The 22,672-nt window shown below is 41.6% G+C and carries 23 protein-coding genes and 1 pseudogene; 16 read left to right on the top strand and 8 right to left on the bottom strand.

Annotated features, from left to right (window positions below):
* Window positions 1-11 precede the first annotated feature (11 nt).
* Entirely contained in the window at window positions 12-446 is a 435-nt protein-coding gene (locus NSTC731_RS16385; RefSeq protein WP_445632109.1) for a DUF29 family protein, read from the top strand.
* The gene (locus tag NSTC731_RS16380; RefSeq protein ID WP_445631709.1) at window positions 447-1,265 is read left to right on the top strand and encodes a TlyA family RNA methyltransferase; all 819 of its coding nucleotides are present in this window, start codon (window positions 447-449) and stop codon (window positions 1,263-1,265) included.
* Here NSTC731_RS16380 and NSTC731_RS16375 read toward each other — a convergent pair.
* Window positions 1,262-1,519 carry a Calvin cycle protein CP12 gene (locus tag NSTC731_RS16375; RefSeq protein WP_445631708.1) on the bottom strand — a complete coding sequence of 86 codons (258 nt, stop codon included), beginning with the start codon at window positions 1,517-1,519 and terminating at the stop codon, window positions 1,262-1,264. The genes NSTC731_RS16380 and NSTC731_RS16375 overlap by 4 nt on opposite strands.
* A gap of 331 nt (window positions 1,520-1,850) precedes the next feature.
* Window positions 1,851-3,205, bottom strand: a pseudogene (locus NSTC731_RS16370) (DUF697 domain-containing protein).
* Window positions 3,206-3,980: 775 nt separating this feature from the next.
* Here NSTC731_RS16370 and NSTC731_RS16365 point away from each other — a divergent pair.
* The 7 genes from NSTC731_RS16365 to NSTC731_RS16335 all read left to right on the top strand — a co-directional run bounded on the left by NSTC731_RS16365 (window position 3,981) and on the right by NSTC731_RS16335 (window position 11,289).
* On the top strand, window positions 3,981-6,617 hold the full coding sequence (locus NSTC731_RS16365) for an EAL domain-containing protein (protein WP_445631707.1): 2,637 nt from the start codon (window positions 3,981-3,983) through the stop codon (window positions 6,615-6,617).
* A 72-nt stretch (window positions 6,618-6,689) separates the two neighbouring features.
* On the top strand, window positions 6,690-7,610 hold the full coding sequence (locus NSTC731_RS16360; protein ID WP_445631706.1) for a histone deacetylase family protein: 921 nt from the start codon (window positions 6,690-6,692) through the stop codon (window positions 7,608-7,610).
* Between the two features lie 138 nt (window positions 7,611-7,748).
* Window positions 7,749-7,985 (top strand): ATP-binding protein, encoded by a 237-nt coding sequence (locus NSTC731_RS16355; RefSeq protein WP_445631705.1) that lies wholly within the window; start codon window positions 7,749-7,751, stop codon window positions 7,983-7,985.
* A 479-nt stretch (window positions 7,986-8,464) separates the two neighbouring features.
* Complete coding sequence (locus NSTC731_RS16350; protein WP_190240853.1) at window positions 8,465-8,602, top strand: hypothetical protein; 138 nt, start codon at window positions 8,465-8,467, stop codon at window positions 8,600-8,602.
* Between the two features lie 176 nt (window positions 8,603-8,778).
* Window positions 8,779-9,225, top strand: a complete 447-nt coding sequence (locus tag NSTC731_RS16345) for a tellurite resistance TerB family protein (RefSeq protein ID WP_445631704.1) — start codon at window positions 8,779-8,781, stop codon at window positions 9,223-9,225.
* A gap of 151 nt (window positions 9,226-9,376) precedes the next feature.
* Window positions 9,377-10,732: a UDP-N-acetylmuramoyl-tripeptide--D-alanyl-D-alanine ligase gene (locus NSTC731_RS16340; RefSeq protein ID WP_445631703.1), complete on the top strand. Its 1,356-nt coding sequence runs from the start codon at window positions 9,377-9,379 to the stop codon at window positions 10,730-10,732.
* Window positions 10,729-11,289 (top strand): GNAT family N-acetyltransferase, encoded by a 561-nt coding sequence (locus NSTC731_RS16335; protein ID WP_445631702.1) that lies wholly within the window; start codon window positions 10,729-10,731, stop codon window positions 11,287-11,289. The genes NSTC731_RS16340 and NSTC731_RS16335 overlap by 4 nt, the downstream gene beginning before the upstream one ends.
* Window positions 11,290-11,383: 94 nt before the next feature.
* Here the strand turns inward: NSTC731_RS16335 and NSTC731_RS16330 are convergent, their stop codons facing one another.
* Together NSTC731_RS16330 and NSTC731_RS16325 are read right to left on the bottom strand one after the other, a co-directional pair.
* Complete coding sequence (locus tag NSTC731_RS16330) at window positions 11,384-11,713, bottom strand: hypothetical protein (protein WP_445631701.1); 330 nt, start codon at window positions 11,711-11,713, stop codon at window positions 11,384-11,386.
* A gap of 201 nt (window positions 11,714-11,914) precedes the next feature.
* Complete coding sequence (locus NSTC731_RS16325; protein ID WP_445631700.1) at window positions 11,915-12,316, bottom strand: fasciclin domain-containing protein; 402 nt, start codon at window positions 12,314-12,316, stop codon at window positions 11,915-11,917.
* Between the two features lie 168 nt (window positions 12,317-12,484).
* Between NSTC731_RS16325 and NSTC731_RS16320 the strand changes: the two genes are divergently transcribed.
* Window positions 12,485-13,420, top strand: coding sequence for a putative 2-dehydropantoate 2-reductase (locus NSTC731_RS16320; protein ID WP_445631699.1), 936 nt, complete (start codon window positions 12,485-12,487; stop codon window positions 13,418-13,420).
* Between the two features lie 288 nt (window positions 13,421-13,708).
* Here NSTC731_RS16320 and NSTC731_RS16315 read toward each other — a convergent pair whose 3' ends face one another.
* Both NSTC731_RS16315 and NSTC731_RS16310 read right to left on the bottom strand, forming a co-directional pair.
* Entirely contained in the window at window positions 13,709-13,936 is a 228-nt protein-coding gene (locus NSTC731_RS16315) for a hypothetical protein (protein WP_445631698.1), read from the bottom strand.
* Between the two features lie 232 nt (window positions 13,937-14,168).
* The gene (locus tag NSTC731_RS16310; protein WP_445631697.1) at window positions 14,169-14,441 is read right to left on the bottom strand and encodes a hypothetical protein; all 273 of its coding nucleotides are present in this window, start codon (window positions 14,439-14,441) and stop codon (window positions 14,169-14,171) included.
* 369 nt (window positions 14,442-14,810) lie between these two features.
* Between NSTC731_RS16310 and NSTC731_RS16305 the strand changes: the two genes are divergently transcribed.
* On the top strand, window positions 14,811-17,189 hold the full coding sequence (locus NSTC731_RS16305) for a tetratricopeptide repeat protein (RefSeq protein ID WP_445631696.1): 2,379 nt from the start codon (window positions 14,811-14,813) through the stop codon (window positions 17,187-17,189).
* A 15-nt stretch (window positions 17,190-17,204) separates the two neighbouring features.
* Here the strand turns inward: NSTC731_RS16305 and NSTC731_RS16300 are convergent, their stop codons facing one another.
* Window positions 17,205-17,729, bottom strand: a complete 525-nt coding sequence (locus NSTC731_RS16300; RefSeq protein WP_445631695.1) for a GAF domain-containing protein — start codon at window positions 17,727-17,729, stop codon at window positions 17,205-17,207.
* Between the two features lie 127 nt (window positions 17,730-17,856).
* Here NSTC731_RS16300 and NSTC731_RS16295 point away from each other — a divergent pair, with 127 nt between their 5' ends.
* The 3 genes from NSTC731_RS16295 to NSTC731_RS16285 are packed head-to-tail and all read left to right on the top strand — an operon-like array spanning window position 17,857 to window position 19,358.
* A complete protein-coding gene (locus tag NSTC731_RS16295) occupies window positions 17,857-18,399 on the top strand; it encodes a Uma2 family endonuclease (RefSeq protein WP_445631694.1) in 543 nt (180 codons plus the stop codon).
* A gap of 36 nt (window positions 18,400-18,435) precedes the next feature.
* On the top strand, window positions 18,436-18,618 hold the full coding sequence (locus tag NSTC731_RS16290; protein WP_445631693.1) for a hypothetical protein: 183 nt from the start codon (window positions 18,436-18,438) through the stop codon (window positions 18,616-18,618).
* The gene (locus NSTC731_RS16285) at window positions 18,615-19,358 is read left to right on the top strand and encodes a DUF561 domain-containing protein (protein WP_445631692.1); all 744 of its coding nucleotides are present in this window, start codon (window positions 18,615-18,617) and stop codon (window positions 19,356-19,358) included. Before NSTC731_RS16290 ends, NSTC731_RS16285 begins: the two co-directional genes overlap by 4 nt.
* 168 nt (window positions 19,359-19,526) lie before the next feature.
* On the opposite strand, the gene NSTC731_RS16280 is transcribed toward NSTC731_RS16285, so the two are convergent.
* Complete coding sequence (locus NSTC731_RS16280) at window positions 19,527-20,675, bottom strand: DegT/DnrJ/EryC1/StrS family aminotransferase (protein ID WP_445631691.1); 1,149 nt, start codon at window positions 20,673-20,675, stop codon at window positions 19,527-19,529.
* Between the two features lie 319 nt (window positions 20,676-20,994).
* On the opposite strand from NSTC731_RS16280, the gene NSTC731_RS16275 reads away from it, so the two are divergent.
* Window positions 20,995-21,771 carry an ABC transporter permease gene (locus NSTC731_RS16275; protein WP_445631690.1) on the top strand — a complete coding sequence of 259 codons (777 nt, stop codon included), beginning with the start codon at window positions 20,995-20,997 and terminating at the stop codon, window positions 21,769-21,771.
* 469 nt (window positions 21,772-22,240) lie between these two features.
* Complete coding sequence (locus NSTC731_RS16270) at window positions 22,241-22,459, top strand: hypothetical protein (RefSeq protein ID WP_094350008.1); 219 nt, start codon at window positions 22,241-22,243, stop codon at window positions 22,457-22,459.
* The last annotated feature ends 213 nt before the right edge of the window (window positions 22,460-22,672 follow it).

Here is a 22,672-nt window from a genome sequence, read left to right as displayed (position 1 = left end):
AGGCGCTGATGATGGAAGAATTATTAACCCTGAAAGATTTACTTGTTAAAGGCGATGTTCAAGGAGCATTGATTATAGTTGAAGAATTAGAGGAAATGAGCCGAAATGACATCATCAAGACGATTCGTAGCGATGCAGTGATTTTATTGTTGCATCTAATTAAACAACAAGCTGAAAATCGCACAACTCGCTCTTGGGAAGTCTCAATTCGGAATTCGGTTCGGGAAATTCAACGAGAAAATAAGCAGCCCAAAGCTGGGGACTATTATCTCACCCCAGAAGAATTGTTAGAAATTTTAGCAGAAGCCTATTTAAATGCCATTGATGAGGCTTCCTTGGAAGTAGAAGAAGGTCGTTATGAAGTCCAAGAATTAGAAAAGCTGGTTAACCAAAAACAAATTATCAATCGTGCTTTGGCTTTAATCTTACCAGGAGAGTCTAATTAATTGGCTAAACAGCGACTCGATACATTATTAGTAGAGTTAAATTTATGTTCTTCTCGCGCCTTAGCACAGAGGTTAATTCAGGCGGGGGAAGTTACTGTTAATCAACAGTTAGTTGATAAACCTGGAACAGAAGTTGATATTTCGGCTCAAATAAATATTAAAGAGCGATCGCCTTTTGTTTCTAGAGGCGGTGAAAAACTCTCCAAAGCTTTGTCAGTATTTGCCATTCCCGTAGCAGAGCGCATTTGTATAGATGGTGGAATTTCTACTGGTGGTTTTACTGATTGTCTCTTGCAAGCTGGAGCAAAACAAGTTTACGGTATTGATGTCGGTTACGGACAAGTTGACTGGCGGTTGCGGAACGATCCGCGAGTGATTTTGCGGGAACGCACCAATTTACGGCAACTACGACCGGATGAGTTATATGGTGAAAATGACCCGATTCCTGATTTGGCGGTGGTTGATGTATCGTTTATTTCTTTAAATAAGATTCTGCCTGCTTTGTGGCAACTAACTCAAGCTAATCGTGAAGCTGTGTTGTTAGTCAAGCCACAGTTTGAAGTCGGCAGATCCCGTGTGGGTAAAAAAGGTGTTGTGCGCGATCCAAACGACCAAGCTGATGCCATTTTCCAGGTTTTGCAAGCTGCTCACGAATTAGGATGGAAATACAAAGGCTTAACTTGGTCGCCGATCGTTGGGCCTGCTGGGAATATCGAATATCTGTTGTGGTTGGCAATGGAAAGTGAAACACCACCACTTGATTTAGAGGCAATTAAGCAAATAACGCAATCAGCAACAACTGATTTACGGAAGAATTAAAGGTCGTAGATTAGACATTCTACGGAATCTGGATGGCGATCGCAGTAATTTTCCAAAGAGGTTTTTTTGGATTTTGCTTGGTGTTGATGAGATTTTTCGGCTTGCAATTCTTCTACAATGTCCCACGCTACAGCACAACCAGCAGAATTGCTGCCATCTAGATCGCAAGTTGTACGGGCTTCAGTAATGGCATTAGTAATGGCTTCTTCTAGAGTTTCTGCCCCAGCAATTTCAATTTTTAGGGTAGTTGTCATGATACTTTCACCTTTAATTTACAGACAGAGTTATTAGCTGCAAGCTTTTAATGACCTCAGTCAGCTCACATTTCTAGTTTAGATACGCTTCCCACAAAAAGTAGTGGTAAACACCGCCATCTTTTTCGCAAAATTGAGTGGGATTACCCTCTTGGCATCTTTAGATTCAAAAAGGTATGGGAATTCTACTAGTTGCGATCGCAAGCAGAGGTGGTCATGTTTTCAATCTTGCATCCCAAATTGAGAATGTCAGTTAATTGTCAGAAGACTTTGATAGAAGTTGATAAACGCTTATAAACGGTAACAAAAAGATAGCAGTTTTTAATTATTCTCAATACTTGATGTTTAACTCTTGTCGCAAACGATACAGAATTGTATTTTGGTCAACTTGAGAGAGAATTTCTTGAATGACGCTGCTAGCGCCCAATTGTCCCCAAGTGCAGCCTTTTTCGAGATAAACTTGGGCAGCTTTGCCAACGGAATATGCGCCATAACCAGCGATACCAGCTTGAGCGATCGCACTGCCAGCAAAAGCAGTAATATTGCTGGGATTGTCACCACTGGCGATTGCAGCCGTAGTTTTACCTAAACCTAAAAGAAAGCTACTACCTAATTCTCCAAGTAGCAAGCCGCCAGAACTAAATAAAATCGTTTTTAAAATTTTCCCGGCTTCATAGCTAGTCATCGGCAAACCATACAATCTAGCGAGAGCGCGAATTAAAGCTAAATCAGCAACAGTTCCGCCAAGGATATCTAAAAAGGCAATGGGATTGAGCATTACTGCCAAAGCTTTGTATTTGGTAAATTGCCAAATAATTTCTTCGGCTTCCTTTTCGCGTAAATCGATGGTTTTTTGAGCGATCGCGGCTTCTGCATCCCGTGCTTGGATGAGTGCATTTAAAGCCAGAAGCGATCGCCCTTCTCGATTCAGAATATTCAGAATTATCTCTTTGAGTTCGTCTACTTGCGGTGGTGGTGTTTCCCATTCATAAGTGACACGCCCATCAGGCCATTCAACCCGGACTTCCATTGCTGCTGGTTCTGCTGCCACCATCACAATTTCATCGGGTAATAGAGGTTTCGCTTCTGGATGCCCTGCACCCAGTTGTTGTAAATTTTGGTAAATTGCCCCTTGGTCTGTATCTGGGTAAAGGTCTATTTTGTTAAACACTAAAATCAGGGGTTTTTGCGATCGCCTTAATTGCAGCAGCGCTTGATACTCAGTGCGCGTGATATCACCAGACACGACAAACAAAATCAAATCCGCCTGATGTACTACTTCTCGTGCCATATCTGCCCGTGACTCCCCCTCAATTTCATCTAATCCAGGGGTATCAATTAACTCTACTAGCACCTTATCACTGGGCTGCCACCGCACGGAACGAGGCCATTGGGTGACACCATTCAGGGGCCCAGTTTGCAAAATCTTGTCTCCCAACAAGGCATTTAAAACTGCTGACTTTCCCCGGCTCACCAAACCAAAGACAGCAATTCTAATGACGTTTGAATCCAGCTTGTTGAGTGTGGCCTCAAAGCTTCCAATTCTGGTTTCATCAAACCTACAAATTCTGGGTTAGATGATAACTGTCCTGACTTGCGAAGATATCCATACCAAGAAAGCGCTTGTCTGAGACTGGCGCGGGCACGATTTAAGTGAGTTTCTTGCAGATTACGATAAACCGACATAATGTCAACACTTCAGCCTTCACTCTCTCTAAAATGCTCATCCAATGCTCAAAACACTTACTTTCAGCATTCGATTGTGAATAATAGGTATGAATTCGTACTCATTAACCATACTTAACTAATGCTCACTTTTTCAACCCAATTATCAAGGGAAGAAAAGTTAAACATACCTCTCTATCTTATATCCCTAAGTTCTTGGACTAATAATCTATATATAGGACATAAAAAGTCTCTAAGTTTATGAGGTCGGAGATTAGGTATTTTATAAAGTCTTAAAAAAGATGTGGCTAATGGATAGCTGCAAAGAGAGACTAAGGCCAAAATCTACACTGAGATCGAAGGCGCATTGGCTCTGACTTTGTTCAGTTTTAGTCGGCTTTGGAATTTTATTATGTAACTCTCTTCTCTACAAGAGGCTGCCGCAACATCACGTTACGCCCAGCTTGCTTCCCTGTAAGGGTACAATTTTAAAATTTTAATTTTGAATTGTTAATCTGGGTATCCTAAGAAAGACAAGGTTAAATGATATAGATGAAGGAACAAAGTTTATAACTTATCTATGAGGAGAAAAAAAACTATAATTTCTACTACAAAAACTGATTGAACAATTAGCCAACTCATTCTATAAAAAGAAGAGTACTGAGTGCGGTCAATCATGAAGGTAAAAGCTCGTTTACACCCTCATACCAATTTTGCGATGCCTGCGGTAAATGCTCGCCTACGCAAATGGTGAGAGACATAAATATTAATTATATAAAAAATTTGAGGAACAGCCATGCAAGGAAATGAGCGGGAAAAAATACGCCATCTGTTGGTCATCCAAGACCTAGAAGGGCGGCGAACTGTCCCCCTGCGAGAGACTACTTATTCTCTGGGGCGGCATCCTGCAAACACTATTGTCTTGGCTTCCCGATCGGTATCAATGCAACATGCAATTTTATTGCGAGTCACTGTTCCAGAAACTGACCAATACGGCTTCCAGATTATTGATGGTAACTATAAGGGGAAAGGAAGTACTAATGGCTTATTTGTAAATGGCACTAAATGCTTTTCTCATAATCTTAGGCATGGAGATGTCATAGCTTTTGGCAGTAATAAAGCTCAGGCTAAATATTATGCTATTTCCAATATTTCCGAACAAGCATTTTCTGAATCTTTTGATGTTGAAGACTTATCTGGTTTTTTATCAGAGCAAGCCAGTCCTGCCAATCCGTTTCAAACCTTAGCCATCGATCCCAGTTTTGAAGCAGCTAGTGAGTCTGCTCTAGCTCGGCTAGCATCCTTTCCTGAACTCATCCCCAATCCAATTATTGAGATGGATTTCGAGGGAAGAATTACGTATGTCAATCCAGCCGCAGCGATCAAGTTTCCCAATCTTAGGGAAGTTGGGACAGAACACCCAATTTTAACGGGACTGTTGGTTGGAGCTAACAATCTAGAAAACAATTCTTTTGTGCGGGAGGTGGAAGTAGGCACAGAAGTTTTTGAACAATCCGTACTCTATCTTCCAGAAAGTGATTTAATTAGAACTTTTATTATTAGAGATATTACAGAGCAAAAACAAGCTACAGCCGAACTACGGCAGCGCGATCGCTTGCTACAAGCAGTTGCAGAAGCTGCCAATTATTTGCTAGGAGAAATGAATTACGAAACTGGTATCGATCTAGCTCTAGCTGTAGTGGGTGAAGCTGCCAAAGCAGATCGTGCCTATCTCTTTCAGAACCATCTCCATCCTATTACAGAGGAAATGGCAGTCAGCCTACGGTTTGAATGGACACAATCTGGGATTAAATCTACCCACCACCATTGGCAGAATCAGCTTTATCAAGCTCCTGAATTAGCCCGTTGGTACACAGTTCTCTCTAGCGGCCAGTCGATTAGCGGCATCACTCAAAAATTTCCTGTCGCCGAACAAGAATTCCTGATTCGAGATGGCATTAAATCCCTTCTCTTGGTACCTCTTCGCTTGGATAATGATTTCTGGGGGTATCTTGGCTTGGCAGACTGCACCTTTGAACGTCATTGGTCAAAGCATGAAGAATCTACTCTTTTGACCATGGCCGCCAGTATCATTGGTGCGCGGCAGCGTCAGCAAGTAGAAGAAAAAATTCGCTATCAAGCCCTTCATGACTTGCTGACAGGGTTGCCGAATCGTCTCCTATTTAACGAGATGCTCAGTAAAACTCTGCCCAACGCCACTCGAAATGGCGAAAGTTTAGCTGTGATTTTCCTCGATTTGGATCGCTTCAAGGTAATTAATGATACTCTGGGTCACACTCTGGGAGACCAATTGTTACAAAGCGTCTCTCAAAGATTAAAAAACTCACTCAGAGATGGAGACACTGTAGCCCGTTGGGGAGGCGATGAATTTACTATTTTACTTCCACGAATCAATGATATTGAAGAAGTAACTTTAGTGGCGCAGAGAATCTTACAAGCCTTAGAGGATGCTTTTCATCTCCAAGAGCATGAACTTTATGTAACTGCTAGCCTGGGTATTGCCTTACTCGATCGCAACAGCCCTGACACCGAAACACTAATCCAGCACGCAGATGCCGCTTTGTACTACGCCAAGGACAAAGGGCGGAATAACTACCAATTTTACAGTGTTTCCCTAAGTGCTAAAAATCCTGAACTTTTAACTTTAGAAAAGAGCTTGCGCTATGCCCTAGAACGCAATGAATTTAAGCTTTACTATCAGCCTCGTGTGAACATTGCCACAGGAGAAATTACTAGTATGGAGGCTCTGTTGCGTTGGCAACACCCAGAGATGGGATTAGTTGCCCCCAGTGTATTCATTCCCTTGGTCGAAGAAAGTGGATTAATTGTCCCCATCGGCGAATGGACTCTACAGACGGCCTGTAGCCAAAATAAAGCATGGCAAGATGCTGGATTACCACCGATTAAGATCGCTGTCAATCTTTCTCTGAAGCAGTTCCGCCAACCCAAATTGGTAGAAACTATAGCTAAGGTTTTAGAACAAACGGGTCTGGAGCCGCGCTTTTTAGAATTAGAAATTATGGAAACCACAGCGATTGAGGACTTGGGTTTTACCAGAAGGGTTTTAGAGGAGCTACAGCAGATGGGTGTTTATATCTCCATCGATGACTTTGGTACAGGTCATTCCTCGCTCTCGCGCCTACAGCTTTTGCCACTCCACAATCTGAAAATAGATAAATCTTTCATTCAATATTTGACGCAGGATGCCAAAGTAGCTCATATTATCCAGGCCATAGTTACCTTGGGACACAGTTTGGGATTAAAGTTAACAGCCGAAGGGGTAGAGAAGGAAGAGGAATTGCAGTTTTTGAAATCTATCAACTGCGAGGAGGTACAGGGCTTTTTATTCTACCGCCCACTTCCTGAACAGAAAGCAACAGAAATCCTTGAAAGTAAACGACCAACAATCTAGTACAAGGGAAACTCTTTGTACCAGTGAGGATACAATAAAATTCATTGTCTTGCTGCCGACCTTTTTCGTCCTATGCTACCAGTCATTTATTCCGACGAATTTTTAGATCACAAGACTGGAAAATACCATCCCGAAAAACCAGAACGTTTAAGTGCGATCGCAAATGCTCTAAAAGCCGCTACATTCGCCGATCGAATTACCTGGCAGTTGCCTACACCAGCATCAGAACAGCCATCGCTGATGTCTTCGTTGGTTAAAGCACATAGCCCAGCCTACATCAAAAAACTGTGGCAGATCGCTTCTAGTGGCGGCGGCCCTTTGGATGGAGATACGCCAGTTTCCCCACGCAGTTATGATGTAGCATTATTGGCAGTCAGTGCATGGTTGGATGGAGTTGAGGTTGTGTTAAGGTCGGCTAATCCAGCTTTTGTACTAGCGCGTCCCCCAGGACACCATGCTGAAAGTGATGCAGGGATGGGCTTTTGCCTATTTTCTAATGCCGCGATCGCCGCTTTATTTGCTCTAGAACAACCTGGAATTAACCGCGTCGCCATCCTTGATTGGGATGTACATCATGGTAATGGTACTCAGGCGATCGTGGAAACTGAAGCACGCATCGCCTATTGTTCTCTACATCAGTACCCATGCTATCCCGGTACGGGAAGATCGACAGAACGAGGTTTTCACAATAACGTATTAAATTTACCAATACGCCCTGGTAGTGATATTGCCATATATCAGCCACTATTTGAAAAACAGGTAGTACCGTTTTTAGCCAACTTCCAGCCAGATTTACTAATTGTCAGTGCTGGTTACGATGCCAATGCGGAAGATCCTTTGGCAAGTATTAATTTACAGCCAGAAGACTACGCTTTATTTACTGATTATTGTCTGGGGATAACTCGTAAAATTCTGTTTGGCTTAGAAGGTGGTTACGACTTCGATACTCTTTCTCAATCAGTTGTAGCGACGATTGAACGCTGTTTACTTTAAGCTTGTCTTGTTTATCCCAATTTCACAAAATACCTGATATATATACCGACGATCGCAGTTACCGAAGATAATAACCTAAATTCTTTGCAAAAATTTGGGAACACTGAATACTGACACGGTTATAGCTGACATACAGTTATGAAAATTTCTCACAAACTGGTTGCAAGCTTTGTTGGTGTTTCCTTGTTAAGGATTGTAGTTGGTGCGATTGCGATCGCCGACAATGGTTGTGCGATACCTGAAACAGTGCAATCGCGCATTTTTGATTTTTTCACCACGACACCCATCGGCAAAGGTACTGGTATGGGCTTATCCATCAGCTACAAAATAGTCATAGAAAAAAATCGTGGCAAGATATGGTGTGATTCCACCTAGTAGTCTGCTAACCCAAAAATGCGCTTGTGAGGACTGGGGAAAGGGGAAAGGGAAAAGGGAATTCATGGTAAGGGATTTAAACCCTTTCCCCCTGCACCTTATCCTCAGAGGAGACCCCACCTTCCCCCTTACCCTTTACCCCGCTTGCGTTTCCTTGGCGTACTACTAGTGCATGTCATTAGTTGAGCCAAATCACAGTGGGAGCAAGGGAAATTTCAGCGAGAAAGTTGTTTTGCCCAATCCCACTTCCCCTGAGCGAACGCAAGTGCGTCTTGTAGAGAAGGAGAAGAGATGCCCCATTCCCCATTCTCTTTTTTATAAACTTCATAGAATCTTCAGAAAGAAAAATTTTCAGCGGGGTTCTGAAAGAGCTAAAGTTTTGTTAAGATGCAATTGCTAGAAGTTTCTCAGCGAAATTCACCTATCCGGGTGTGGAGAAATAAAAAGCACAAGCAGCACAAATTTAAAAAGGTGAAGCAATGACCACCTATATTTTTTTCGACGAAGCCTTACGAATGCTGACCAATGCCTATCTGATCTCAGTAGTACTGTTAATGGCAGCTTCTGGTATAGGTCTGGCGGTAATTGAGACAATAGAAAAGACCGGAGAACGCTAAGTTTAAAGATAGCAATGTAGTTCCTGCCAAAAACCTTTGAATACGAGTGTTCGCCGTGAATCAATCCTGGGAACACTAAAGGATGAAAGTCTCAAGCGTCACAGTCCTACCTGTAAATCTACCAAACATACAGGTAACAGTAACGCTATTGGGACTCTAACCAAGGAGCTACTACAATGGGTCTATTCGACGCTGTGTTGGGTACAGATAGCCAAGCCCAAGCAGCACTCAGTCCAGCGGAAGCTTTTGCTGTCATTATATTGACGGCAACGGCTTCAGACGGTTATCTTTCTGTTGAGCAAGCAAATTCTATCATTTCTGTGCTGTCTCTGATGAAACTTTTTAAAAGTTATTCTAATGAAATGATGAACAGGCTGTTTGAAAAAATTTTGGGCATTCTCCAAGGTGATGACTTTAATGCTTTGTTTAATGCAGCCAAAGATTCTCTATCTCAAGATTTGCGGGAAACAGCCTTTACAGTAGCCACCGATTTTGTCCTAGCTGAAGGTATTATACCTGAAGAAGAAAAAAACTTCTTAATTGATTTATATCAAGCTTTAGGGGTTTCGAGTGAGATAGCAATACAAATTGTGCAAGTAATCTTGATTAAAAATCGTGCATAGGGCGATCGAACATCACTTGTTATGCCCATTGTCCTTACTTGATTAAACTGTATAAGTAGCTTATAAATAAAGCGTGGCACGGAAGTTAAGCTTCTTTGCCACTATTTTTTGCTTTTATGATTTTCAACTTTAAATAAATTATCAATTGCTTATGCGCTGTTCTGCTACCCTAACCCAACTGGTTGAAGTTATTTTGGCCCATTCTGTAAACTTATCTGAAACTGCTTTAACACAAGTAACTAGTGGTATCCAAACAGATAGCCGTACCTTGAAGCCGGGTGAAGTATTTGTCGCTTTCCGAGGCGATAAGTTTGATGGACATGAATTTGTGCCAAATGCGATCGCAAAGGGAGCAATAGCTGCAATCGTAGATTTTGAATACGAAAATCCGGGATTCCCTGTACTACAAGTAAAAGATACTCTCAAGGCATATCAACAAATTGGCAGATGGTGGCGCGATCGCTTTAATATTCCTGTAATTGGTGTCACCGGTTCGGTGGGTAAAACTACAACCAAAGAATTGATCGCCGCGGTTTTAGGAACAAAGGGACGAGTTCACAAAACTTATGGAAATTACAACAACGAAATCGGTGTTCCGAAAACTCTTTTAGAACTTGGCGCAGAACACGACTACGCCGTGATTGAAATGGCGATGCGCGGTAGAGGACAAATTGCCGAACTGACGCAAATAGCGCGGCCAACAATTGGAGTGATTACCAATGTGGGGACGGCGCATATTGAGTTACTCGGTTCCGAAGAGGCGATCGCTGAGGCAAAATGTGAGTTGTTAGCCGAAATGCCTGCTGATAGTGTGGCAATTCTCAACCACGACAATCCTTTATTAATGGCCACAGCAGCGAAATTTTGGCAGGGAGAAGTTTTGACTTACGGCTTTTCTGGTGGAGATATTCAAGGGCAGTTAATTGATAACGACCAGGTGGAAGTTGCAGGAATCGAACTACCTCTACCTTTACCGGGCCGTCATAATGCCACTAATTTCTTGGCAGCTTTAGCGGTGGCAAAGGTTTTAGGGATCGATTGGGCAACCCTCAAATCAGGTGTAATGGTGGATATGCCCACAGGGCGATCGCAGCGATTTACCTTACCCAACGATGTGGTAATCTTAGATGAAACTTATAATGCTGCACCAGAAGCTATGATTGCAGCATTGCAATTATTGGCAGATACACCCGGAAAGCGAAAAATTGCCGTATTGGGTGCAATGAAAGAATTGGGAGAGCGATCGCAGCAGTTGCACCAGCGAGTGGGAGAAACAGTACGAAAGTTGAATTTAGACGGTTTGTTGGTTTTGGTAGATGGACAAGATGCCGAAGCGATCGCTCTTAGTGCTGAGGGTATTGCATCGGAGTGTTTTGCAACTCATGCCGAGTTGGTGGCTAGGTTGAAAACATTTGTGCAAGCAGGCGATCGTTTATTGTTCAAAGCCGCCCATTCTGTGGGACTAGATCGGGTAGTCAATCAGTTACGTGCAGAATTTCCCAAATGATACCACTAGAAACCAAACGTCTTATACTGCGAGACTTTGTAGAATCAGATTGGCAAGAGGTTCATCAATACGCTGCTGATGCTGAAGTTGTGCGTTACTTGACTTTTGGCCCGAATACCGAAGAAGATACCAAAAACTTTTTGCAAAGAGAGATTTCATTGCAAGGGGAAAAACCCCGTCAGCATTTTGCCTTGGCAGTGACTTTGAAACCCCAAAAGCAATTAATTGGTATCTGTCGTATATCCGTTCAGGATACTGACAACCAAATAGGCTCTATTGGATACTCTTTTACTAAGGAATTTTGGGGGCAAGGATATGCAACTGAAGCTGTAAAAGCCGTTGTATCATTTGGTTTTCAGGAGTTAAGTTTGCATCGCATCTTTGCTACTTGTCACCCAGAAAACATTGCCTCAGCAAGAGTGATGCAAAAAATCGGAATGCAGCAGGAAGGATATTTGCGAGAACACCATTGGATTAAGGGAGAATGGCGAGACTCTTGGCTATATGCCATCCTTGAGCATGAATGGAGAGGCGTCAACATAATTCGTAATTCGTAGTTTAACTTCATAATTACGAATTACGAATTAGTAATTATTTGGTCAAATGATGATTGATTTTCTGAAAATATCATCCATAGATGCCCGATAGACTTTAATTGGAAAGACTAGGGCTGTTGCTGTAGCGTCTTTGAAAAAGAATTGCTGCAAAATTAGTCACTAAGCAGGTGATTGCTAGCCACATCAAGATATAAGTAGGAGCCATCACCACACCAATCATGAACCAAGTATATACGTGCAGTATCATTACAGAAGCGAAAAAGCTAGCGATTCCAGCAGATTGCCACACTTGAGGCGATGGACGACGTAAGGCAACTAGGCTCATCGTTAAAATTGTGACAAGTAAGTTCGCTGGTACGAGAAATGCACAAATACTTACGCAATTGCCACGAGAGAACTCAGCCAAGGTGTTAAAATCGAGCATTAATTTCCTGGGATAGATGTTGGCTTTTTAAGAATTTAATTTATTTTAAAACAACGAAATTTACATTAACATAACAGTGAGTACTCACATTGCAAACATAACACAAACTAAACTTTTGAGTTGCGTTTTGATAGTACCAATAGTTAGTTAATTATAAAGATTTTGGATCGGTAGGGTGGAAAATACCCACCCTAGCCAGAATTAACCCGGTAAAATTACCGTATCGATAACGTGTACTACACCATTATCAGCTTCGATATCTGCTGCTAAAACTGTGGCATTTTTAACTTCAAAACCATCAGAAGAATGAATTTTAATGGGTGAACCTTCCACAGAATTAACCGTACCGAGTTGTGCCAAATCAGCCTCTAGCAGCTTTCCAGGAACGACATGATACTTTAAAATCCGTGTTAGCTGGGGAATATTCTGTAACAGAGTTTGGATAGTTCCCGCTGGTAACTTGGCAAAAGCATCGTCATTTGGTGCAAAGACAGTGAACGGGCCAGGACTTTTTAATGTTTCTACTAAACCAGCAGCTTGTACAGCCGCTACCAGTGTTTTAAACGACTCAGACGTAACTGCAATATCAACAATATCAGCCATATATCTTACCTAAATCTCTGCAAAAGATTTTAAAGGATAATAAACCTGTTTTAAGTTTTATTAAACAAAATAAATTTAAAATCAGGCGTTGAATAAACTACACCTAGACGCGTACCCTCGTCAGACATCACCTTATGATGTTTCTAGGAAAATTCCGTTATCAAAGAAATGTCCGATCGCACGTATGCCATTCTGGGAACTGGAGCATTAGGTGGATTCTATGGCGCTAGACTCCAAAAAGCTGGGTTGGATGTCCACTTTTTGCTCAAGAGTGATTACGAACAGGTAAACAAATATGGTTTGGTGGTAGAGTCAAAAGATGGAGACTTTACCCTTCCTGAAGTCCATGCCTACAACGACGTAGAAAAGATGCCACAATGCGACGTGGTGGTGGTGGCACTAAAGACGACGCAAAACCATTTACTACCAAAGATGTTGCCATCTGTAGTTAAAGACAATGGGGTAGTGTTGGTATTACAGAATGGACTTGGTGTAGAAGAGGAAGTCGCTGAAATTGTTGGTAATGTAACGGTTATCGGTGGATTGTGCTTTTTGTGTTCTAACAAAGTAGGGCCAGGGCATATACACCATCTAGACTATGGGCAAATTAACTTCAGTGAATATACCCTTAACTATCAGCCTAGTGGGATAACTCAGAGGATGCAGCAAATTGCTGATGATTTTGAAAGCGCTGGTATCTCAATTGAATTAGCCGAAGATTTACTACTAGCACGTTGGAAAAAGTTGGTGTGGAATATCCCCTACAATGGACTTTCTGTGATTCTCAACGCTAGAACTGATGAATTAATGGCGTATGAGTACACCCGCGAGTTAGTCGAACAGTTGATGTATGAAGTAGCGGCGGGGGCGAAAAGTTATGGGCGGATTATTAGCGATCGCTTCATTCAAACAATGCTCGATTATACTGTCAAAATGACACCTTACCGCCCCAGTATGAAAATTGACTACGACGAACATCGTCCTTTGGAGATAGAAGCAATTTTCGGCAACCCATTACGAAAAGCCCAAGCAGTAGGTGTGGATTTAGTGCAGATTAGCTGTTTATACCACCAGTTGAAGTTTTTAGATGCCAGGGAGAAGTGATGGAGATTAGAGAGATAAGGGAGACAAGAGAAGCAATTCTATTCTTAGAGGTTGTTTGAAAAGTCACAAAGTATACTATAAACCCCACTTCCATTCCTCTCCCCGTTGGCGTCAGCCTGTCGTTAGGCAAGCGCATAGAGGCTTTGAAACCCCCATTCCCTTGTGAGTGTTGGGGGGCTAGGGGGGTTAGGTTTCTGAGACTTAGATGTTACCAAAAATACTTGTTCATTCATCCTCTTAACTCCTAACTCCTAACTCCAAACTCCTAACTTACCACTCCCCCAATTTTTAACGCAGGGATTCAAAAATGACTGCTATTGTCATTAAACACAACAGGATAATTCCCAGTGGAAACAAAAACTGTTGTAAAAGGTACAGCAGTATGGGTATGATTTGTAAGATACCTAAACCACTTGATAAAACGTAAGCGATCGCAATGCCAAATAGTACCAACAAAAAATATTTCAAGGATTTAGAGGCAAAACGAAATAAAAGCGTATCCTGATTTGTGTCCATGTTTTTACTCACGAAATTAGCTAAATTTTTGGCAGTGAATATTTTTTGTGATATCAAGTCCGGCTAATTAGTTATGATTCCCGAATCTATGCAAAAACCCAAAAACCCTTCTCCTCTGCCCGCCTGCCCCCCTGCCCCTCTGCTGCCTTAATGATAAGTCTTTGACCGGACATGATATGATTCCCCTAAACCTCTGAAAAAATGAGGCTATGGAGAATCAACAGTATTAGTTTTATAAGTGGATAATTGCGTTGTCAGGTGAATTATTCAAAGACTGTTGTTGTCTTTGTACATTGTTTTGCTTTTCATAATTAACTAGTAGTTGAAATGCAATAAACAAGCTCAATAACAACAGCAATAACGAGCCAAAACCAGAAGAATCCTGATTTATTTCTCGCTCAATACCACATTTGAGGCAGACATATCTATTGGGATTACGCGTATCTTGGGCAAAAGGGCACTGATTCTGATTGCAATCATGATGACAATCTTTGTCTAACATCATTGAACCTCCTGTAGGGTAAAGACTTACATACTTAGTTGTAAATACGCTCTACAGAATCTAGTTAGTTAATACCCACTGCCTGTTTAGTAGACACCACTTTCATGAGTAATTAATATGGGACAATAACATTTGTGATTTACTAAGCTTGCAGTAGTAGCGCTCTCTAAACCTCTCCTCAACCACCTTGTCTTGGCGCTTAACTTAACTTCGCCTGTATTAATTACAAGAGTAATACAGCCGAAAATGCTTTGCAGTCGGATAAAGTAAGTTTCCTACCGAGTAGGAAAAAGTATTTTGTACTATGGAAGGTAGGAATAAGTAGTAAAAATATAGTTATAATAAACTGCAAATGATACATCAAGTTCGCAAATGGGTGCAGAAGAAGCCTTAGAGTTTGTAGATAACTTGGTTTTTCTCAAGACGGGAGAACACTTAGATAAAACTCAAAGGATTATCTTGCGGCATTTGTGGGAGGATGAAAAGCGGACTTACCAGGATATTGCCAGCAGACGTGGTTATACAGAAGCGCATTTAAAATCAGTTGGTGCAGAACTTTGGCATCTACTGTCAAAAGTGCTAGGAGTGAAAGTCTCTAAATCAACCTTCCAAGGGATAGTTCAGGGATTTAGAACAAGCCAACAGTCGCAAAAAATCCTCCACATTGCCAATTTAGCTACTAATGGCACTAGACCCCAAGATTTAGATTCTAACTTTGTAGGGCGCGATCGCCAAATAGCCGAACTTCACACCCTTGTTAGTCGGGGAGCAAAAGTTATCCTCATCCAGGGTGAAGGTGGTGTTGGCAAAACCAGATTAGCACGCAAATATTTTAAAAGTCAAAAATTTAATTTTGTCCTGGAACTGTGGATGGCTACAGAAATCCAAAACCTCACGCCAGTGGAAAGTGTGGTTGAAGAATGGCTGCGGCGATACTTTAACGAAGAACCAGGAGGTGACTTTGGTATCAGCTTAGAACGACTACGGCGCAAACTCCGAGAGCAAACTTTTAAAATTGGGGTATTTATCGATAATCTAGAAACTGCTCTCGATAAAAATGGTAAGTTCCTAGAAGATCGTCGTCCTTATGTTGAGTTATTGAGAGTATTAGCAGATTCAGATGTGCATTCAGTTACTTTAGTAACAAGTCGTGAGCGTTTGCGAGAGTCTAGCGTAGAAGTTCATCTCTATCCACTCGAAGGTTTAGATGATGAAGCATGGCGACAGTTTTTCAGCCGTCACCATATCAATTGTGATTCTACTATTCTCAGTGAAATGTGTAGAGCTTATGGAGGTAATGCCAAAGCAATGCAAATTCTCCGAGGAGCAATATTGACAGATTTTTCTGGTGATATACACGCCTATTGGCAGGAAAACTGTACATATTTATTAATAGAAAGAGAGTTAAAAGATTTAGTTGCCAGTCAATTTACGCGACTCCAAACGAATGATTTAGAAGCCTATTGCCTCTTGTGTCGCTTAGGATGCTATCGTTATCAAGATATTACTTCAGTGCCTATTGAAGGAGTTTTATCTTTGCTTTGGGATGTACCAGAACAACAACGTAGACGGGTAATTAAAGCTCTGCAAGATTTGTCTTTAATAGAAGCAAAAAAAGGACAATATTGGCTGCATCCGGTAATTCGTGATGAAGCAATTAGCCGATTAAGGTTAGTCAGTGAAGAATGGGAATTAGTCAACCGAAAAGCCGCAGAATTTTGGACGCAAAGAGTTACAGACATCAAAAATATTACAGATGCTTTGACTGCTTTAGAAGCTTATTATCACTATGTAGAAATTAATGATTTTGAGAAAGCTGGTGATGTAATTTTACAAGGACGAGGTAAACAGTGGAGTATAGGTTTGCCTTTGGGTTGCTCATTTTACCAACTGGGACTGCTCCAGAAAAACTTCTCTGTCATTAAACGGATAATAGACGATATAAAATCGCAAGAAAGATTAATTAGACTTTACAATATCCTTGGCTATACATATCGAATTATCGGTTGCATTAGAGAAGCTATAGAATGCTATGAGAAATCAGAAGAAGTATTAGGCAAATTAGATGTCAAGCAAACAAAAATATCTATTTTGTTCAATACAGGGCTTTGTAAACTAGAATTATGGGAAATAAAAGCAGCCGAAGATTGTTTTAATTCTGTTTGTAGCCTTGCTGAAGCAAATAGCAATCTTGATGATTACATGGCTTATGCTCAATGTTGTTTAGCTTTGATCAAATCACGTTTTGGTAGCAGAAAAGATGCCTTTTACCTTGCTGAAGATGCCTTTTATACTATGTCATTGTCAAGTAGAGTGACTTTATGGGGAATGGGGCATAGTTTAGTAACTCTCTGCATAACTTATATAAATTTAGGTAATCTAAAAAAAGCCTTTAAGTTCTGCCAACAAGCTATATTTCATGCTGAAGAAAACAACTTTACCCAGATTAAAGCTAAAGCTATAAGTTGTCTGGCGGAAATTTTTCGAGAACAGAGAGAATTTACTATAGCAATTTTTCATCATTCAAAAGCAATAGAAATTCTTAATAAAATTGGTGCTAAATCAGACTTAGCTGAGGCTTATTATCAGTTGGCATTGACTCATAAAAAAATGGGTGAAATTGAGAAAAATAGGGAAAGTTTTGTCCAAGCGATGTCTGCGACGGGCTACGCCTACGCCCTCTTTAACGAAATGCAAGCACCCAGACAAGTTGAGAAAGTACAAACAGCAATGAAGTATTTTGAAAAATAGTAATAGTATTTGATTTTAACTGACGATTTTCCGGCTAATAGCCTCTCCAATCTCCATCAGTATCTCTTTCTCTTCGTAAGTAAATTCGTAGGTAACTGGCTTGGCGATGCCCAAGATACCATGCAATTGACCATTCAGCATCAGCGGTACTGCCATAGAACCTTCTACCTTCGTTTCTTTTGCTGAGGGTCTAGCCACTCCTGATTCGTCGGTTTGCAGGTTACAAATCTGTACGGGTCGCTTGCGTTCGGCGGCGACACCAGCCATTCCTTTGCCAATGGGAATTATCGTCATTTTAGGCAAAAGCAATTCTGGAATGCCTTGGTAAGCCTTTAGGTGCAATAACTGGCTGTCTTTATTTAGGGTATGGATGCTACCTGTAGAGCAATCGAAAGCGGTCAGGATTTCGGTAAGCAGTTGGTTCCAGTCGATGGCAGACCCTTTATCAGTCAAGATAGCAAAAATGGTTTTGGTATCTAAAGTCATAGTCGCAGGAAATAAAGTTTGATTGTAAACGTGGAAAATAATTAGGAAATTCATTTAGTAAAATCAATGTACCCTTTCTAAATTCCGTAAAAAGTCAAGGTAATTTATGGAGCGATCGCACCTAGAGAGGTCTGTTGTCTCCATAATTAATATAAAAACAAGGCGTGTAATTAGAGGTTTTATGTCCCTAACGCTTGAAGACTTGGAAAAAATGCAGCAACAGCATCCTGACTTTCGTATGGAACTAGTCAAGGGTAATATTATTGTTTCGAGTCCATCAGGATACGAATCAGATGAAGTCGCAGCGGCAATGATTGCCGAGTTACGCAACTGGGTTAAACCGCGCAAACTGGGGCGAACAGCAGCTTCTAGCGCCGGTTTCAGATTGCCCAATTCAGATTTGCGCGTACCAGACGCTTCATTTGTTTTAGCCGAACGCTTGCGTCGTAGTCCCAAGTCTTTTGCTCAATTGGCTCCCGATTTGACTGTAGAGGTGAAGTCCCCTAGCGATAATTTAGAGGATTTGAGAGCCAAAATTCAAGAATTTCTGAGTTTGGGAACTAAGGTAGGAATTTTGCTCAATCCAGATGAGCGGATTGTTGAAGTTTACAACTTTGGACAAGAGGCAATAATACTTCGTGATGGCGATATTTTAACAGTTCCCGAACTGCTCCCAGGATGGGAAGTACCAATCGCAGATTTATGGCCTCCAGAGTTTGACTAGGATAGTGGTAAAAACCTTACAAACGTAGATAAATGGATGGAATTAGAAGTTGATGCGATCGCTCTCAGTACAGATGGCAAAACTTTGATCGGTGGCGCTAAGGATAAAATTATCAAAAAACTATCAATATTTGGCAACTATCATACTGATTTAGTCTCTCATCAACTGAGGGACGGTAGAATATACCTAATTTTCGTAGCTTCAAAAGCCAAACTATGACGATGCATTCCACACTCCAACGTGCATTTACTAACCGCCGCGTTCTCAAAGTGATTAGCGGTTTGAATAACTTCGACGCCGCTAGCGTCGGTGCTACTGTTAAAGCTGCTGAATTAGGCGGTGCAACTTTTGTCGATATTGCCGCCGATCCAGCTTTAGTCCAGCTAGCTAAAAATTTGACAAATTTACCTGTTTGTGTTTCAGCCGTAGAACCAGAGAAATTTGTGCAAGCAGTGGCAGCTGGTGCTGATTTAATTGAAATCGGGAATTTCGATTCCTTTTATGCTCAAGGACGCTGTTTTGAAGCTCCAGAAGTGCTAGCGCTGACTAAGCAAACTCGTGCTCTCCTCCCGGAAATCACCTTATCTGTCACCGTTCCCCACATCCTGGAACTAGATCGACAAGTACAGCTAGCAGAAGAATTGGTGAAAGCTGGAGCAGACATTATCCAAACCGAAGGCGGTACTAGCAGTAACCCAGTTCACTCCGGGACTCTAGGATTAATTGAAAAAGCTGCTCCCACCTTGGCAGCAGCTTTTGAGATTTCCCGTGTGGTGTCAGTACCAGTATTGTGTGCTTCCGGCATTTCTAACGTTACAGCACCATTAGCGATCGCAGCTGGTGCTGCTGGTGTTGGTGTTGGTTCCGCCATCAATCAACTCAATAGCGAAGTCGCAATGATTGCTGCTGTGCGCGGCTTAGTAGAAGCCTTAGCGACTGCAAATGCAGTAATTAAGTGAGTTAAGAGTTAGGAGTTATGAGTTAGGAGTGATGAGTTATGAGTTATGAGTTATGAGTTGAAGAAACTTATTTATTCAAAACTTTTAACTTCTAACTCCTAACTCCTAACTTCAAACTTCTAACTCCTAACTCCTAACTTCTAACTCCTAACTTCTAACTCCTAACTTCTAACTCCTAACTTCTTTCAGCGCATAAATCACCTGGTCTTGCTGTTGTTGTGTCAGTTCTGGGAACATCGGCAAGGATATAACCTCATGACAAGCTTGCTCTGCTATTGGAAAGTCTCCAATTTTATAGCCCAGACTTTGATAAACTGGCTGCAAATGTAAAGGATGGGGGTAGTAAATCATTGAACTTACGCCCTGTTCTTGCAATTGACTACGCACCCAATCTCGGTATTTGGCGCTAGAACCATTTCGCCCTTCGCCTGATATGCGAATAGTGTATTGATTCCATACTCCAATACCCCCAGGTAATTCTTGGGGCGGGACAATCCCCGGAAGTTGACTGAGGAACTGATAGTAATAATTGGCAATATCTCGACGGCGATCGTTCCAAATATCCAAATAACGTAGCTTAATCTGCAAAATGGCTGCTTGGAGAGCATCCAAGCGGCTATTTACACCGATTTCTTCGTGTAAATATCGAACCTTACTACCATGATCTCGTAGGATTCGCAGTTTAGTGGCGATCGCTGGGTCGTTAGTGGTTATTGCTCCACCATCGCCGCAACCACCAAGATTTTTGGTAGGGTAGAAACTAAAGCAACCAATATGTCCAATACTTCCGACTTTTTCACCGGCCCAAATCGCGCCTGTAGACTGAGCACAATCTTCAATTATGGACAAATTGTGAGACTGAGCGATCGCCATTAATGATGTCATATCCACGGGTTGTCCAAAGAGGTGAACCGGGATAATCGCTTTTGTTTGGGGTGTAATCGCCGCTGCGACTTGCTCTACATCTAAATTAAACGTAGTCGCGTCAATATCAACGAAAACAGGCTTTGCGCCAACGGCACTAATCACTTCAGATGTTGCAATAAAGGTAAAAGGCGTTGTAATAACTTCATCGCCTGCACCAATGTCCAAAACTCGTAACGCTAAGTAGAGCGCATCAGTACCAGAATTACAAGCCACACATTCAGTAACAGTATTATAAACGGCAAACTGTTGTTCAAAGCCTTCGACTAAGGGGCCGCCGATATAGCGGCCAGAAGCTAAAACCTCTAAGACGGCTGCACTTATTTCTGCTTCGATGGTGGTATATTGCTGCTTGATATCAAAGACAGGGATGGGATTTACACTTTGGATCATGAGTTCTCATTTTATCGGGAGATACAAAGGATGCACTTCGACAGTCAATTTTCGCTGATTGAATTGTTAATCAAAGAGGAGCTACTAAAAGACTATCGCCCAAGATACGCATCTATTAGGGTTTTTACTTAAATTGTGGTACAGGAAACCACCGCACATTTAATTTACAGATGTAGGCATACTAGGTGTTTGCCATGTTAAGGTCGTACCATTTTGAATTGATGAAAGTGATATATATCAACCAAGATCCAACACATCTGGTCAAAGTTCCTCTTGTGTGGGCTGCTTTGAGCAGAAAATACCAGGAGATAGAGAACCTATGCAGGATCTGATCGAGCTGGATTTCGGGGATTTAGCTATTGGTGTGGGATTGATGGCGATCGCCATTGGTTTATCTGCTTGGGAAAAATTAGGATTAGAGTTGAACCTAGCCCTTGCTACTGGGAGAACCATCTTACAACTTCTTGTATTGGGATACATTTTAGATTTCATCTTGGCTTTAGACAATCCTTGGGCAGTTTTGGCGCTATTAGCAATAATGCTGACAATTACGGCGATTGTCGCACGAAATCGCATTACTCCAAAAATTCCTCATCTGTTGCCTTTGGTGTGGGGTGCAATTTTAATTAGTACCGCCGTGACAGTGTTTTACATCAACTTGTTAATCGTTCAACCAGAGAGATGGTACGAACCACAGTATATAATTCCCCTAGCAGGGATAGTCTTAGGAAATGCTACCAATGCAGCTGCGATCGCAGGCGATCGCCTTGTCAGCACCATTAATTCCAGCCATCTCGAAATAGAAACCCATTTAAGCTTAGGTGCAACTCCAGAGCAAGCTGTTAGCCAGTATCGCAAAGACGCCATCAAAGCCGGATTGATTCCTACTCTTAATCAAATGATACTCATAGGTATGGTCGCAATACCAGGAATTACCACCGGACAGTTATTAGCTGGTGTCAAACCTCTAGATGCTGTCTCCTACGAAATTTTGATTATGTTTATGGTTGCTTTTGCTAACTTGTTGACAACAGTTTTAGTCACGAAGGGGTTGTGTCGTCAATTTTTTAATTCCGCCGCGCAGTTGGTGAGATGAAGAGTGCTGAGTGCTGAGTGCTGAGTCAAGAGTAAGGAATTAATCTACTCCAAAATAAGTATTTCATTTCTTTGTGGGGGCGCATAGCTAGCTGTGCGCCCCTACGAAGTCTCTACACAATTGAAATATAAAGAGATTTTGGAAACGCATCTATCCTATGAGGTATTTTATGCGAAGCATAAATAAATATTTATATGGTTATTTAAAAATCATGTGATTTCAGTATTCAAACCTGACGCTGTAAAGCTGAGAACTCAACGTATTGCCGTCTATCGGAGGTAACAGAACCAAAAGAGGAATGTCATCATTATGAGATGTACCTTTAGGTAGGGATGTCAAGTAGGTGAAATATTTATTAATATTATTAATAGATAGTAAATGTAAATTCAGCGTCAGGAATCGGAAAAAATTCCTAATGGCAGGTATTGAGCATCAATCACTAGATTGTTCACCAACGGAACAGAAGATTATGAAAGATCAAAAACGATCGGACTCTAAAGAATTCGTCGGAAATCTCAAGAATGGGATTTGGTTATTTGGCCTGTCATCCTGGGTATTTGGCATTACCGATCGCAGCATTGCTTCATTTGCAGATGGCTATCTATCTGCTTTGGATTTAACGCAACTATTTACGGCGGCTACATTCTTTGTGGCGTGGCTATTTTTGAAACCGACATCCAGAGTGTAAAACCAACTGATTAGTATCCAGTCACTCGTGATGCTAGTCCGATCGAGATTTAGAAAGTTATCTATTTGATGCCATGAGGGGTGTGCGACAGAATGCATAAATTCTTTTTGCATCGATCGCAATCAAGGTAATTCGTAAAATCTCCGAGTTACCCTGATTTCGAGTGATTACGGGAGAGAATCAGGATCGATACCAAGTTCGCGTAACTTCTGT

The sequence above is a fragment of the Nostoc sp. DSM 114167 genome (genome assembly GCF_052692655.1).
The sequence above is the reverse complement of the archived record's forward strand: the minus strand, read 5'-3'. Positions and strand labels throughout refer to the sequence as shown.